General features: G+C 66.2%; 13 protein-coding genes. 9 read left to right on the top strand and 4 right to left on the bottom strand.

What is annotated here, in order from left to right; genetic code table 11:
- Positions 1 to 102 precede the first annotated feature (102 nt).
- The 4 genes from NQJ30_RS16740 to NQJ30_RS16725 are packed head-to-tail and all read left to right on the top strand — an operon-like array spanning position 103 to position 3,922.
- Entirely contained in the window at positions 103 to 1,215 is a 1,113-nt protein-coding gene (locus NQJ30_RS16740; RefSeq protein WP_255771246.1) for a PP2C family protein-serine/threonine phosphatase, read from the top strand.
- Positions 1,212 to 3,182 (top strand): glycosyltransferase family 2 protein, encoded by a 1,971-nt coding sequence (locus NQJ30_RS16735; protein ID WP_255771245.1) that lies wholly within the window; start codon positions 1,212 to 1,214, stop codon positions 3,180 to 3,182. The genes NQJ30_RS16740 and NQJ30_RS16735 overlap by 4 nt, the downstream gene beginning before the upstream one ends.
- Positions 3,172 to 3,504: an STAS domain-containing protein gene (locus NQJ30_RS16730; RefSeq protein ID WP_255771244.1), complete on the top strand. Its 333-nt coding sequence runs from the start codon at positions 3,172 to 3,174 to the stop codon at positions 3,502 to 3,504. The genes NQJ30_RS16735 and NQJ30_RS16730 overlap by 11 nt, the downstream gene beginning before the upstream one ends.
- The gene (locus NQJ30_RS16725; protein ID WP_255771243.1) at positions 3,497 to 3,922 is read left to right on the top strand and encodes an ATP-binding protein; all 426 of its coding nucleotides are present in this window, start codon (positions 3,497 to 3,499) and stop codon (positions 3,920 to 3,922) included. The genes NQJ30_RS16730 and NQJ30_RS16725 overlap by 8 nt, the downstream gene beginning before the upstream one ends.
- A gap of 75 nt (positions 3,923 to 3,997) precedes the next feature.
- Here NQJ30_RS16725 and NQJ30_RS16720 read toward each other — a convergent pair whose 3' ends face one another.
- Positions 3,998 to 5,236, bottom strand: a complete 1,239-nt coding sequence (locus NQJ30_RS16720) for a GAF domain-containing sensor histidine kinase (RefSeq protein WP_255771242.1) — start codon at positions 5,234 to 5,236, stop codon at positions 3,998 to 4,000.
- Positions 5,237 to 5,404: 168 nt separating this feature from the next.
- On the opposite strand from NQJ30_RS16720, the gene NQJ30_RS16715 reads away from it, so the two are divergent.
- The 3 genes from NQJ30_RS16715 to purM all read left to right on the top strand — a co-directional run bounded on the left by NQJ30_RS16715 (position 5,405) and on the right by purM (position 8,654).
- Positions 5,405 to 5,719: a hypothetical protein gene (locus NQJ30_RS16715; protein WP_255771241.1), complete on the top strand. Its 315-nt coding sequence runs from the start codon at positions 5,405 to 5,407 to the stop codon at positions 5,717 to 5,719.
- A gap of 80 nt (positions 5,720 to 5,799) precedes the next feature.
- On the top strand, positions 5,800 to 7,488 hold the full coding sequence (purF, locus tag NQJ30_RS16710) for an amidophosphoribosyltransferase (RefSeq protein ID WP_255771240.1): 1,689 nt from the start codon (positions 5,800 to 5,802) through the stop codon (positions 7,486 to 7,488).
- Positions 7,485 to 8,654 carry a phosphoribosylformylglycinamidine cyclo-ligase gene (gene purM / locus NQJ30_RS16705; protein WP_255771239.1) on the top strand — a complete coding sequence of 390 codons (1,170 nt, stop codon included), beginning with the start codon at positions 7,485 to 7,487 and terminating at the stop codon, positions 8,652 to 8,654. The genes purF and purM overlap by 4 nt, the downstream gene beginning before the upstream one ends.
- A 73-nt stretch (positions 8,655 to 8,727) precedes the next feature.
- On the opposite strand, the gene NQJ30_RS16700 is transcribed toward purM, so the two are convergent.
- Positions 8,728 to 9,507: a VOC family protein gene (locus NQJ30_RS16700; protein WP_255771238.1), complete on the bottom strand. Its 780-nt coding sequence runs from the start codon at positions 9,505 to 9,507 to the stop codon at positions 8,728 to 8,730.
- Positions 9,508 to 9,738: 231 nt separating this feature from the next.
- Positions 9,739 to 9,972: a DUF3073 domain-containing protein gene (locus NQJ30_RS16695; RefSeq protein WP_190991276.1), complete on the bottom strand. Its 234-nt coding sequence runs from the start codon at positions 9,970 to 9,972 to the stop codon at positions 9,739 to 9,741.
- A 270-nt stretch (positions 9,973 to 10,242) separates the two neighbouring features.
- Here NQJ30_RS16695 and NQJ30_RS16690 point away from each other — a divergent pair, with 270 nt between their 5' ends.
- Positions 10,243 to 10,896: a septum formation family protein gene (locus NQJ30_RS16690; RefSeq protein ID WP_255771237.1), complete on the top strand. Its 654-nt coding sequence runs from the start codon at positions 10,243 to 10,245 to the stop codon at positions 10,894 to 10,896.
- Positions 10,897 to 10,925: 29 nt separating this feature from the next.
- Here the strand turns inward: NQJ30_RS16690 and NQJ30_RS16685 are convergent, their stop codons facing one another.
- Positions 10,926 to 12,314 carry a short-chain fatty acid transporter gene (locus NQJ30_RS16685; protein ID WP_255771236.1) on the bottom strand — a complete coding sequence of 463 codons (1,389 nt, stop codon included), beginning with the start codon at positions 12,312 to 12,314 and terminating at the stop codon, positions 10,926 to 10,928.
- Between the two features lie 232 nt (positions 12,315 to 12,546).
- Here NQJ30_RS16685 and NQJ30_RS16680 point away from each other — a divergent pair, with 232 nt between their 5' ends.
- On the top strand, positions 12,547 to 13,464 hold the full coding sequence (locus NQJ30_RS16680; protein ID WP_255771235.1) for a LysR family transcriptional regulator: 918 nt from the start codon (positions 12,547 to 12,549) through the stop codon (positions 13,462 to 13,464).
- Positions 13,465 to 13,628 lie beyond the last annotated feature (164 nt).

Here is a 13,628-nt window from a genome sequence, read left to right as displayed (position 1 = left end):
TCGGGGTGCGATAGCCTGAAGCGGGCTCCCATCTCGTCACTTAACCGTCAGTGTCAGCCCTGTGACATGCCCCAATGGTCTCAATACGGTAGAAGTAGAGTTATGTCATCCATGCCCGAAGTCCGCCGTGCCGTAGTGATCGAGGACGATCCCGATATTCGTGGCCTGCTGGTCCGGGTCCTCGTGAAGCAGGGTTTCGAGGTCACCCAGGCCGGCGCGGGCCTGCCGGGCGTGGAGGAAGTCCGCCGTGCGAAGCCGGACCTTGTCACCCTGGACGTGAACCTCCCGGATGTGGACGGCCTGGAAGTCTGCAAGCTCCTGCGCGAATTCTCCGACGCCTTCATTGTGATGCTGACCGCCCGCACCGAGGAGCTGGACAAGCTGACAGGCCTGGACAACGGCGCCGATGACTACATCAGCAAACCGTTCAGCCCGCGTGAACTCCAGTCCAGAATCAACGCCCTGTTCCGCCGCCGCCGGCCGGGAGCAGCGGACCCCGCCGCCAGCAGCGAGCTTGAGCGCGCCACCGAAGTCCAGCAGAGCCTCCTGCCCAAAGAGGACGTCACGGTGGACGGGTACGACCTCGCCGGCGTCTTCCGCCCCTCCCGCAGCGTGGGCGGGGACTTCTACGACTGGTACCGCACACCGGAGGGCCTGCACCTTACGTTCGCCGACGCCATGGGCAAGGGTATGGGTGCCGCCTTGATTGCGGCCACTGTCAGGGCCGTCATGCGGTCCACCGGGCACCGCCACGACCTCGACGCGGCCTTCGCCTCCGCCGCCGCGACCATCGCGGCCGATCTTGACTCCTCAAACTCGTTCGCCACCCTCTTCCACGCCCGGCTGGACGCCGCGTCCGGCGTCGTCAGTTATGTCGACGCCGGGCACGGGCTGGCACTGCACCTCACCGCGGCCGGCGCCATGCACCGCCTGCCGAGCGGCGGCCCGCCCGTGGGTGCCTGGGCGGACTCCGACTGGCGCCAGTCCGCCATCGGGCTGGCCCCGGGCGATGCCCTGGTGGTGGTCAGCGACGGCGTTCTGGATGTCTTTGACTCCGTGGAGTCCTTCACCCGGGCGGTGTGCTCCGCGGCCCACGGCCAGGCGTCCGCCCAGTCAGCCAGTGATGCCATCATGGCCCTGGCCCCTGCCGAAACAGCTGAAGACGATGTCACGGTGGTCGTGGTACGCCGCCTGTTGGAAGGATCAGCCGCGTGACGCGCTTCTGGACGCGAGTGGTGGTTGTCCTCACCGTCATATTCGGCCTGAACTACGTCGCCTGGCGCTGGGCCGCCTCCCTCAACTGGGACGCCTGGTGGATTGCGGTACCCCTGGTGGTTGCAGAGACATACAGCCTGATCGACGTGATGCTGTTCGGCATGACCGTGTGGAAGCTCAAGCTCCGCAAGGCAGCCCCCGAACCGCCCGCCGATGCAACCGTGGACGTCTTCATCACCACGTACAACGAAGACCTGGACATGGTGATGACCACCGCCCTGGCGGCCCAGCGGATCCGGCACCCGCACAGCACCTGGATCCTCGACGACGGCGCGCGGCCCGCGCTGAAAGCCCTCGCCGAAGAGCACGGGCTGGGTTATGTGACCCGCAGTGAAGACTGGACCGCCAACGTGCCGCGCCACGCCAAGGCCGGCAACCTGAACAACGCCCTGATGGTCACCCATGGCGAATTCCTGCTCATCCTGGACGCCGACCAGATCCCGGAACCGGACATCCTGGAAAAGACCCTGGGCTACTTCAACAACCGCCGGGTGGCCCTGGTCCAGACTCCGCAATACTTCACCAACGTGCCCGCGGACGATCCCCTGGGCAGCCAGGCGCCCCTCTTCTACGGCCCCATCCAGCAGGGCAAGGACGGCTGGAACGCGGCCTTCTTCTGCGGCTCCAACGCCATCCTGCGCCGCGAGGCGCTGATGCAGCTGGGCCTGGTGGGCTACGTCAAGGAGACCGAGAAGAGCATCCGCCGCGCCCTCACGGCGTCCCGTTCCGCGATCCGCCAGGCACGGAAATCGGCCGACGTCGGCGCTCCCCTGGTCTCTGAAGTGCTGGACGAGGTGGAGGCCGCCACCCTGGAAGCCCAGGAACAGCTGGCCGCCGGCGAGCCGATGAGCGAGATCACCTACCGGGTGCGCCGCCGCGTCGATGCCGCCGTCCAGACGCTGGTAGCGGCAGACATGTCCGCCCTGCAGGCAGACCTTGAAGAGATTGCCGCCATGGAACTCGCGCACGTGGGCGACGCCGGCGTGCCCGTGGTGGCCGACGACGCCGTGCAGCGCATGTCCGCCCGCGACTGGTCCCCCCTGGGTGCCCTGGAATCCGTGCAGGCCGTGCTGGACGCCCTGAACGTCGAGCGAAATGATGAAGCCCAGCCGGTCATGCCGCTGGCCACCATCTCCGTCACCGAGGACATGGCCACCGCCATGCGGATGCACGCCATGGGCTGGGAAAGCGTCTACCACCACGAGATCCTCGCCTATGGCCTGGCCCCCGAGGACATCGCCACCATGCTCACCCAGCGGCTCCGCTGGGCGCAGGGCACCATCCAGGTGCTGCTCCGGGAGAACCCGCTGGTCCAGAAGGGCCTGAAAATCGGCCAGCGGCTGATGTACTTCGCCACCATGTGGACCTACCTGAGCGGCTACGCGGCGGTCATCTACTTCGCGGCGCCCATCATCTACCTGCTGCTGGGCATCCTGCCCGTCACAAGCCTGAGCTGGGACTTCTTCCTCCGGTTCATCCCGTTCATGATTGCCAACCAACTGCTGTTCGCAGTCGCCGGCCGCGGCATCCCCACCTGGCGCGGCCAGCAGTACAGCCTGGCGCTGTTCCCCACCTGGATCAAGGCATGTTCGACGGCGGCCAAGAACGTCTGGTTCGGCCGCCCCCTGGGGTTCGCGGTGACACCGAAATCCCGCCAGACCGGCGGTCCCAGCTGGAGCCTGATCCAGCCGCAGATCATTGTGGCGGTGCTGCTGGCGGTGGCCGCCGTCGTCGGTATCGTCCGCCTGGCCACGGGACTGTCCGAGCCCCTTGGCACCCTGGTGAACGTGGCCTGGGTTATTTTTGACCTGGTGGTCATGAGCATCCTGGTTCGGGCCGTTATGTACAAGGGCTACGAACCCGTTCAAGACGTTGATGCTGGAGAGAGGAAACCCCGTGAAGTTTAGCTATGAGGTCAAGGATTCGTACGCGGAAGTCAGGGCGGACGGGCGGCTGAACATGGTGTCCGCGCCCAAGCTGCGCGAGTTCGTGACGGACGTGATCGCGGGCGGGACGTCCCGGATCGTGGTGAACCTGGAGAACACGGCGTTCATGGACTCCTCCGGGCTGGGAGCACTCATCGGCTGCCTCAAGGCCGCCCGGCAGGCCGGCGGTGACCTCCGCATCGCAGCCGTTCAGCCGCAGGTCAAAATGGTGCTCGAGCTGACCAGCATGGACCGGGTGCTCAACGCCTACGCCTCCGCCGACGAAGCGTTCGGCAATGACTGACATCCTGGCCGAGCGCAGCTTCCGGGGGCTCGCGGCGGCGGAGGCCATCGAGTCTGTCCATGACGAACTGGACGGCCTCTGGCACGATGCCCCGTTCGTCCAGGCCATGGACCAGATGACGTTCACCACGGCCGTCATCGAATCGGCGTCGAACATTGTCCAGCACGCCCAACCGGCAAAAACCCAACGGCCGGTGGAGCTGGGCGTGGATATCAGCGTGCAACCCACCCTGCTGCAGGCCCGGGTCAGCGCCTTCCATGCGAAGCCCCCGTTCGGCCCCCTGGAACCAGGGACCCCGGACGACGAATCAGAGTCCGGCCGCGGGTTGGCACTGATCGAGGCGCTGGTGACCACCGTGACCTTTCAACGGCAGGACGGCACCAACACCTGGATCCTGTCCAAGTCCCAGCAGGCTTAGGCCTCAAACACGCCCAGGTTTCGTGGCAGAGACGTAGGACGTGGCAGGGGCCGGGTTTCGCGGAGCAGAAGGTGCCTACAGGTCCCGGCTGAACAGCACCGAGATGGTGGCTCCGCCTCCGGGCGAGTCCCGGATCTCCAGTTCCCCGAGATGGGCGTGGGCGATCCGCCGGCAGGTCGCCAGGCCCAGGCCTGTGCCCGGGCCGTCCCCTGCCCGGTTCAGCCGGACCAGGGGCTCCACGGCACGATTCCTGTCCGCCGGGCTGATCCCCACGCCGTTGTCCGCGACACTGACCGTCACGCCGCGCTCGCCGGCCGAAGCAGACACGGCAACATGGAGGTCACGCTCCGGGCTCCGGTAATTCAGCGAGTTGGCCATCAGGTTCTGGAGCAGCACCCGCAGCTGGACAGGGTCCGCGAGCAGCTCGGCGTCATCGCAGAAGATGCCGCTCGAAGGTCCAAGGTCCACGCCGAGATCACGGGCGGCCATTTCGGTGACGGCCAGCAGCGAGACCTGTTCCCGGTGCAGTGCGCCGTCCACCCGGGAATACTGAAGCACGTCCTCGAGGGTCTTCAGCATGCGCCGCCCGCCGCCCCCGATGAATTCCAGGTACTCAACGGCAGGATGTCCGGGCGGGATGTCCGGATCGTCCTCGGCGAGCTCCACGTAACCCAGCATGGTGGTCAACGGGATCCGGAGGTCGTGGCTGACGCGCCCGGCGAATTCCCCCAGCATGGCGTTGCTGCGCTCCAGTTCGGCCAGCGCCTCGCTCAGCTGCAGGGTGCGGTGCTGAAGCTCCAGGACCTCCACCACCTGGTGGGCCAGCACTTCCAGCATCCCGATCTGCTCCGCCGTCGGGCTGGCCGGGCCGTCGGAGAAAATGCAGAGCGAGCCCAGCACGAATCCCGAAGCCGTTGCCAGCGGAACAGAGGCATAGAAACGCACTGCGGCGATCTCGCCGGTGACAAACGGATTGTCAGCGAACCGCACATCCCGGGACGCGTCGGGCACCACGGTTGTCTGGCCGCTCAGGAAAACCTTGGCGCACATGGAGTCTTCCCTGGAGCACACTCCGGGGTCCACGCCCCATGCCGCGATCTGCACCTGCTGGTCCTCGGTGATGATGTTCACCACACTGAACGGCACGGCGCACAGCCGGGCGGCAAGAGTGACAAGGTTGGTCAGCGCCCCCGCCGAGTCTTCCTGGCGCAAGGCCGGCGGCCGTCCGGCGGCTGTGGGAGCCAGCCCGTAGTTCCTGATCGCGGCGGCGCGATCCGACTCCGTGGCCGTCCACCCGAACGTGACGGTATCCATGCTTTGTGTGTCCCCCTGTATGTCCAACGCCCCAGACCTCCGACGATCCTATCCGGCCGCCGGGATGCTCTATCACTCCTGGTTCCCATTCGGCCGGTTTGGCAGCTGGAAGTGATAGAGCAACTGGCGGGGAACGCGGGATTCGGGGGAATGAGTAGGCTAGAGGGCATGTCTTCCGAAGAAATCCCCGCCGAGCGGCGCCAGGTTACCGTCCGCCGGGCACCGAAGTATGTGCCGTTCCTCATCCTCGGCGCACTGGTGGGCGTCGCGGTGGCCGCGGTGGTGGCGTTTGCCATCCCCGGTGACGAAAGCTTCGATCCCGGAGCGGTGTTCGGTTTCTTCCTGGTCATGTTCGGCGCCGGTGGGGCCATCCTGGGCGCGGTGGCGGCCCTCATCCTGGACCGGCGCAGCGTCAAGCGCCAGGAACGCGCCGTCGTCGAAGCTGTTCCTGACTCCGAGCCCGACGACGGTACCGGCCAGTAGGTTTTCGGCCGGGTCACGGCCGGGGGGTCACAAACCCGGGCGCGGCCAAGTCATACCGCATCTCGTGAGATAATCGACCAGTGGCACGCGGCGATGGAAAACTTTCTCATGATCTTCTCCCTGGCGAAAAAGGCCCTCAGGACGCTTGTGGCGTTTTCGGGGTCTGGGCACCAGGTGAAGAAGTAGCAAAACTTACTTATTACGGGCTGTATGCATTGCAGCACCGCGGTCAGGAGTCGGCTGGTATAGCCACCAGTGACGGCAAGCGGATCAACGTCTACAAGGACATGGGCCTCGTTTCCCAGGTGTTCGACGAGACAACGCTGAACACCCTGACCGGGCACTTGGCGGTGGGACACTGCCGCTACTCCACCACCGGAGCCAGCCACTGGGCCAACGCCCAGCCCACCCTCGGCGCCACCAGCACCGGCACCGTGGCGCTGGCGCACAATGGCAACCTGACCAACACGGCAGAGCTCAACGCCATGATCCAGGAACGCAACGGCGGCCAGCTCAGCGGCGAAATGAAGCAGGGCAACACCTCGGACACCGCCCTGGTCACCGCACTCCTGGAAGGCGAAGAGGGCAAAACCCTCGAAGAGACCGCCATGGAACTGCTGCCCAAGATCAAGGGCGGCTTCTGCTTTGTCTTTATGGACGAAGGCACCCTCTACGCAGCACGCGACACCTACGGCATCCGCCCGCTGGTCCTGGGCCGGCTGGAACGCGGCTGGGTGGTCGCCTCCGAGCAGTCGGCCCTGGCCACCGTGGGCGCCAGCTTCATCCGTGAGATCGAACCTGGTGAATTCATCGCCATCGACGAAGACGGCGTACGTTCCCAGCGCTTCGCGGAGCCGACGCCGGCGGGTTGCGTTTTCGAGTACGTTTACCTCGCGCGCCCGGACGCCGCGATTTCCGGCCGTTCCGTGTACGAGTCCCGCGTTGAGATGGGCCGCCAGTTGGCCCGCGAAAACACCCAGGAAGCGGACATCGTCATCCCGGTGCCGGAGTCCGGTACCCCTGCCGCCGTAGGCTACGCCGAGGAATCCGGCATCCCATTCGCGCACGGCTTCGTCAAGAACTCCTACGTGGGCCGGACCTTCATCCAGCCCTCGCAGACGCTCCGCCAGCTGGGTATCCGGCTCAAGCTGAATGCCCTTGAGTCCGTGATCCGCGGCAAGCGTGTTGTGGTGGTGGACGATTCGATTGTCCGCGGCAACACGCAGCGCGCCATCGTCCGGATGCTCCGCGAAGCCGGTGCCGCGTCAGTCCACATCAAGATTTCCTCCCCGCCGGTCAAGTGGCCCTGCTTCTATGGCATCGATTTCGCCTCCCGGGCGGAACTGATCGCCAACGGCGCCACCATCGAGGAAATCTCCCAGGCCATCGGAGCCGATTCGCTCGCCTACATTTCCGAAGACGGCATGATCGACGCCACCCGGCAGCCCCGCGAACGCCTCTGCACCGCCTGCTTCACGGGCAAGTACCCCATTGAACTCCCCAGCGCGGACAAACTGGGCAAGAACCTGCTGGAGCGCACCGACCTCGGCGGCCTCACGCCGTCGCCCTCGGCGCTGCCCGGCGCCACAGCTGCGCTGTCCGAGCCCGCCATCGATGACCGTGAGGATCCGGCCGACGCCGAAGGCTCCGACGGCTGCGATCCGGGTCCGGATGCCGAGTTTGAGGACCTGCTCACCGAAGAAGACCGCGTGCCCGAGATTCATCACGCAGCCACCATCCCCGGCGCCGACAAGAAAGAGTCCGTATGACTTCCGCAACCCCCGCCGCCGGCCACACCCCCGGTACCCCCGCAGGCATCACCTACGCCTCTGCCGGTGTTGACGTTGAAGCAGGCGACCGCGCCGTCGAACTGATGAAGGGTGCCGTGAAGGCCACCCACAACTCCTCGGTTCTTGGCGGCGTAGGCGGCTTCGCCGGACTGTACGACGTCTCCAAGCTGCTGACCTACAAGCGCCCGCTGCTGGCCACCTCCACCGACGGTGTGGGCACCAAGGTAGCCATCGCCCAGGCCATGGACATCCACGACACCATCGGGTTCGACCTGGTGGGCATGGTGGTGGACGACATCGTGGTGGTGGGCGCCGAGCCGCTGTTCATGACCGACTACATCGCCTGCGGCAAGGTGGTGCCGGAGCGCATCGCGGACATCGTCCGTGGCATCGCGGCCGCCTGCTCAGTGGCCGGCACCGCGCTGGTGGGCGGCGAAACCGCCGAGCACCCGGGCCTGCTGGGCGAACACGAGTATGACGTTGCCGGTGCCGCCACCGGTGTCATCGAAGCCGACCAGCTGCTGGGCCCGGAACGTGTCCGCGCCGGTGACGTGGTGATCGGCATGGCGTCCTCGGGCCTGCACTCCAACGGTTACTCCCTGGTGCGCCGCGTCATCAACCACGCCGGCTGGGCCCTGGACCGCCAGGTCTCCGAACTTGGCCGCACCCTGGGCGAGGAACTGCTCGAACCCACCCGTGTGTACGCCGCCGACTGCCTGGACCTGGCCCGCGCCTTCCCGGTAAGCGGCTCCGCCGGAGGTGCAGCCGTGCACGGCTTCAGCCACGTCACCGGCGGCGGCCTGGCCGCCAACCTGGCCCGGGTCCTGCCGCAGGGCCTCGTCGCCACCGTTGACCGCGCCACCTGGGAACTGCCGGCCATCTTCAAGCTGGTCTCCGAGCTGGGCAACGTCCCGCTGGCCGACCTCGAGCGCACCCTGAACCTCGGCGTGGGCATGGTGGCCATCGTGTCCGCCGAAGCCGCCGACGCCGCCGTGGCACGCCTCAACGACCGGGGCCTGCCGTCCTGGATCATGGGCACCGTTACCGAGGATTCAGATTCGATCCTCAAGACCGGACCGGACTACGTGCAGGGCGCCAAGGGTGTGGACGGCGGCGCCGTCCGCCTGGTCAACGCCTACGCATAGATTCCTCATCGAGTGCTCCGTAAGCGCCCTTATGACCCCTCATAACGGCGCTTACGGAGCACTCGATGCGTTTTTAAACCTCCAGCAGGCTAAACACTCCGCCCTGCGGATCCCTGAGGGTGGCCGTGGCGCCGGGTGTCTCGTCGTCCTCGGCCTCCGGGGCGATCAGCACCTCGCCACCGGCTGCCACAGCCTTCCCTACGGCATCGGCCACGTCGGCGACGCCGAAGTAGATCTGCCACCGCGCGGGCGCCTCAGCCGCGACGATCCCGGCCACCTCCGCACCGTTCACCATCAGCGTTGAGTACGTCCCGCCGTCGTCCTGGGGGTACTCGGTCACCTCGTGGCCGAACAGCTGCTGGAAGAACCCGACGGCGGCCTGCGGCTCGGGCGTCAGAAGTTCCGTCCAGGAGAGGGCGCCGGGCTCGTTGTACCTGGCGGTGCCGGTGTGCGTTCCGGGCTGCCACACGCCGGTGGTCCCGCCGCCGGGAGGATCCATAAAGACCATCACGCCGGTGTCCCCGATCTCCTCGGGCCCGAACTGCACGGCACCGCCGGCGTGGGGCACTTCGCCGGCCAGCGCGGCGGCGTCTTCCGCCGCGAAGTAGATGTTCCACTGGGCGGCCGTACCCAGCGCTGCCCGGTGCGGGCTCAGCGGCGCAACGGTTGCCACCAGGTCCCCGTCTGCAAAGGCCTGGGCGTAGCTGCGGCCATCGGGCGTGGGCAGGTCCTGGAAGGTCCAGCCGAACACGGCGGCGTAGAAGGCCTTGGCCGCCTGGACGTCAAGGGTCTGGACGTCAGCCCAGCACGGCTCGCCGTGACGGTAGCGCGGTGAGGGGGAATTCTCTGGCATCGGGCGTCCTTTCGCGGGTGGCACATCGCGTCCAGGGTCCAGTCAACACCAAAAAGCCCGCCGCCCGCACCGGATTACGGTACAGGCAACGGGCCTGATAACTGAGGCCAACACCGGGGTCCTCTGGAACCAAGGTGCTGAAAAGAAGCGCCGTACCAGTGAACCGGTATGGCTTCCGATCGTACTGCGGTGCCACGGGACCGGCCGCCTGGGGCGGGCCGGTTGCGACAGCTAGCCGATCCGACGGGTGTGCACCTCGTCGTCGTCTTCTTCCAAATCTTCCGCGTACTTATCCACGTAAGCCGAATAGTCCGGTTCAACCGGGTCATTCGCGAAATGGCTCGTGGCAAGACCTTCACGACCCTTGAGCTCACGCTGAAGGGCCGAATAATCAGTGTTCGGGGAATAGTACTTAATATCCCGAGCCTGCTTGGTAGCTTTTGCCTTTTGACGGCCGCGCCCCATGGCGTGACCCCCTTTTGTACTCGGACCGGAGGTGGTCACCTTGGCTATCGGTGAGGCCCCGGAATGTTTGGTCAATTTGTCGTACACCTAGATTACATGCTTTCTGCGGCCGATGCTTGCCAGCCTGTGCGTCCGGACGCCATGTCCGGTACCCTTTCCGCGGCGAACCGCGGGTTCCCGGCTTTTTTGTTGGATAGAGTCTCTTCAAGAGTTGCCGGTCCGGGCACGGAACGGCACACGGACGAGGCCAAAACCCAGGAGGGTATCTGGATGGACAACCAGGAACAGCGCCCCCTCCCGCCCAGGCCTTCCGCCCCGCCCACCGTTGGCTTTCCGCAGGTCACGGCCGCGCCGGCTGCCCCGCCAGAGGGCCCGGAACCCTCCCCGGCGACGCCCCGCCGGGCCGTGTCATGGCTGCTGAAGGCCGTGTTCGCGCTGGTCCTGATTGCCGTGGTGGTGGCCCTGGTGTGGCTCGCCAACCAGCTGGGATCCCAGCCGGCCGCCCCGCCCGGCGATCCGGGCTCGGTCACTATTGAGACCTCCCCCACTCCCCTGCCCACCCCGCTCCCGCTGCCGCGGGAGGGTGTGACGCCGCCGGACTACCGGCTGGGCGACTGTTTCAAGGACTTTGACCCTGCGGCCCTCCGGTCAACAGTGGTGGCCTGCGATACCGGCCACTCCGCCCAACTGGTGGCCGTGTTCCGGTACCCGGGCAAGGATTCGTACCCGGGCCGGGAGGCACTCGCCGCCAAGGCCCTGGAGGCGTGCCGGGCGGCGACACTGAATTCCGCGTCCAACAACTACACGCTGAACTTCCAGCGCGCCTATCCCAGCGGCACAAGCTGGGACTCCGGTGACCGCAGGGTGGACTGCTACGTGACGGCCGACGCCGGGAACGTCATTAACGCCAGCGTGCTCCCCTGAGTTTGAGGGGAGCACGAAAGCGGGTGGGCTTAGCCCAGGTAGCCCCAGAGGAGGATGGCGGTGATGTACACGATTCCCACCCAGAACATCATGATCACGGTGTAGCCCATGATGTCCTTGAGCTTGAGCTTGGAAAGGGCCAGTGCCGGCAGGATCCAGAACGGCTGCACCAGGTCGTTCCAGGCGTTGCCCAGCATGACGGACATGGACGTCTGGGCCGTGGAGGCGCCGATGGCGTTCGCCGCATCGATCATGAAGGGGCCTTGGATCATCCAGTGGCCGCCGCCGGACGGGGCGAAGAAGTTGATCACGAAGGAGCTGATCAGGCCCCAGAACGGCAGGGTTTCCGGCGTCGAGATGCTGGTGAAGACGCCGGAGATGGTGACCACCAGGCCGGACGCGGCCATGATGGCCATGATCCCGGCGTAGAACGGGAACTGCAGGATGATGCCGGAGATGGTCTTGATGCCCTCGTTGAGCTGCTTGAGGTAGGCGTTGGGAGTGCCGAGCAGCAGGACGCCGAGGAAGAGGATGAAGAAGTTGATCAGGTTCAGGTCAACGCCGCCGCCCCGGATGAAGTGGACCACCACGTAGGCCATGCCCAGGGCGCCGATCGCCATGGCGAGGATCCGGCTGTTATTGAGCTTTGAGGCAAAGGTACCGGCGTCGCCATCCACCACCACGTTTTTGGTGGGCTCGGCGAAGTGGAGGTCCCGGTTGATCTCGGTGACCGGCTGGCCGGGCTTGGGGTGCAGCATCGCGTTCAGCAGCGGGAGCGTCACCAGGACCACGGCGGCGGTGACCAGCATGGGCAGCGAGAAAATGGTCTGGGCCAGCGGAATGAGGCCCATCTGCTTCTCCATCGGGTGTCCCGGCGTCGAAATGACCATCGGGATGGTGGCGGAAAGGCCCAGGCCGTACATGGTGAACCCGCTGTACGCCGCGGCGATGATCAGCGGGTAGTGGACGCCCTTGACGTGGAGGGCAAGCTTCTTGGCAACAATTCCGCCGATGACCAGGCCGAATCCCCAGTTGAGGTAGGAGCCCACGGCACCCACCAGCGTTGCCACGATCACGGCGGTGCGCGGTGTTTCCACGCGGCTGACAATCGCATTCAGCAAGCGCTCGACGACGGGCGCGTTCGCCAGGACGTAACCCATGGCCAGGATGACGGCCATCTGGGTGGTGAAGGCGAGCAGGGACCAGAAGCCGTTGCCCCAGGAGGCCGTGACGTCGTCGAAGCTCTGGCCCTCGATCACGATGGCCATTATGACCGTCAGGATGGTCAGGATGATGGCGAACACAAAGGGATCCGGCAGGAAGCGCCGCATTAGCTCAGTGAAGAAGCCGGTCACCTTCTGCATGCCAACAGCACGCTTGGCGACGGGGAGCCCGGCCCTGTCCATAGTTTTGGTCATGATTGTCCTCATTGAGTTGTACGAAGTCTTTGGCGCCCGGCAAGGCACGGGGGTGCCTGCAGTTGGCCTTGGGGAGAAGCCGGGAAAGCCTGCGGCGGACCGGCCATCATGGGCAGGATCACGGCCGGGGGTTACCTGGCGCACAGTTAAGGGTCCGGAATCAAGCCATAGCTGTCCAATAAACTTTCCATACGGAACCGATTACGAAACCCTTATGAATGGTTGAGGCGCGATGCACCTGAAGTACCTTCGTGCTTTTGCCGTCCTTGCCGAGGAACTGCACTTCGGCCGGGCGGCCGAGCGCTTGGCGGTGGCACAACCGCAGCTCAGCGTGTGGATCCGGCGGCTGGAACAGGAACTCGGCGTCGAGCTTTTTGAACGGTCCTCGCGGGCGGTCCGCCTGACGGATGCAGGGCAGGCAGTACTCGGACCCGTCCTGCAGACCTTGGAAAGCGCCAGCCTCATTGAGCGCGCTGCAACGCTCGGAACCTCTGCCGTGGTGGGCCAGGTTGTGGTGGGGTATGCCGGCGCCAGCAGCCGGGATGTTGTACCGCCGCTGGCCAAGGCCGTGCGGGCCGCAGAACCCGGCATCGAACTGCAGCTGAAGTCCTTGGTCTACGGTGGCCTCGCGCCGGCGGAGGTGGTCTCCGGAGCCATCGACATCGGATTCGGACGCCTTCCGGTGCGGGACAAGGACGTCCGGACGCGCGTGTTTGCCTATGAACGCCTGCTGGTCGCCTTGCCGGAGGACCACCCCCTTGCCGCAGCGGATACGGTCCGGCTGGCGGATCTCGCGAAGGAGCCCTTTGTCGCCTTACCGGCAGCCATCGGCTCTAACCTCCGGGAGGCCACCACCCGGCTCGCCCTCGAAGCAGGCTTTTCGCCGCACGTGATGCAGGAAGCGCCCGACTCCTATGCCGTCCTCAGCCTGGTGGCCGCCGGCGTGGGCGTCACCCTCACATTGTCCTCGGTCCGGCACATCAACCCTCCGGGCCTGGTCTACCGTGATCTGGCCGGTCCGCCCGTTCACCTCGCCGTCGCGGTGGTCTGGGGCCAGCACGGCGTTGGCCGGGCAACCCAGGCAGTGCTGGACATCTTCGAGCAGATCATGCCGACGCCGCCCGCGCCGGCCGGGCGCGTGCTCAGCTGAGGCATACCGCGCCGCATATCGCGCCGCGCTAAACTGGATCATGACCGGCGCCCGCGCCCGACTCCTTGCCTGGCTCGTTGCCATGGCCGCGGTCCTCGGTGCCTGCTCGCCCGCGATTCATCCCGACGCCGTCGCAACACTTCAACCCGGCAGCGCCATTTCCG

This window comes from Pseudarthrobacter sulfonivorans (assembly GCF_024391045.1).
GTDB lineage: Bacteria > Actinomycetota > Actinomycetes > Actinomycetales > Micrococcaceae > Arthrobacter > Arthrobacter sulfonivorans_B.
Note: the sequence above shows the minus strand (reverse complement) of the source record. Positions and strands in the feature narration are given on the sequence as shown.

Excerpts from the sequence above, each read along its gene's own strand:
- NQJ30_RS16680 (WP_255771235.1), top strand. The coding sequence starts at position 12,547 with ATGCACCTGAAGTACCTTCGTGCTTTTGCCGTCCTTGCCGAGGAACTG.
- purM (WP_255771239.1), top strand. The coding sequence starts at position 7,485 with ATGACTTCCGCAACCCCCGCCGCCGGCCACACCCCCGGTACCCCCGCA.
- NQJ30_RS16690 (WP_255771237.1), top strand. The coding sequence starts at position 10,243 with ATGGACAACCAGGAACAGCGCCCCCTCCCGCCCAGGCCTTCCGCCCCG.
- NQJ30_RS16695 (WP_190991276.1), bottom strand. The coding sequence starts at position 9,972 with ATGGGGCGCGGCCGTCAAAAGGCAAAAGCTACCAAGCAGGCTCGGGAT.
- NQJ30_RS16740 (WP_255771246.1), top strand. The coding sequence starts at position 103 with ATGTCATCCATGCCCGAAGTCCGCCGTGCCGTAGTGATCGAGGACGAT.
- NQJ30_RS16700 (WP_255771238.1), bottom strand. The coding sequence starts at position 9,507 with ATGCCAGAGAATTCCCCCTCACCGCGCTACCGTCACGGCGAGCCGTGC.
- NQJ30_RS16725 (WP_255771243.1), top strand. The coding sequence starts at position 3,497 with ATGACTGACATCCTGGCCGAGCGCAGCTTCCGGGGGCTCGCGGCGGCG.
- NQJ30_RS16715 (WP_255771241.1), top strand. The coding sequence starts at position 5,405 with ATGTCTTCCGAAGAAATCCCCGCCGAGCGGCGCCAGGTTACCGTCCGC.
- NQJ30_RS16685 (WP_255771236.1), bottom strand. The coding sequence starts at position 12,314 with ATGACCAAAACTATGGACAGGGCCGGGCTCCCCGTCGCCAAGCGTGCT.
- NQJ30_RS16720 (WP_255771242.1), bottom strand. The coding sequence starts at position 5,236 with ATGGATACCGTCACGTTCGGGTGGACGGCCACGGAGTCGGATCGCGCC.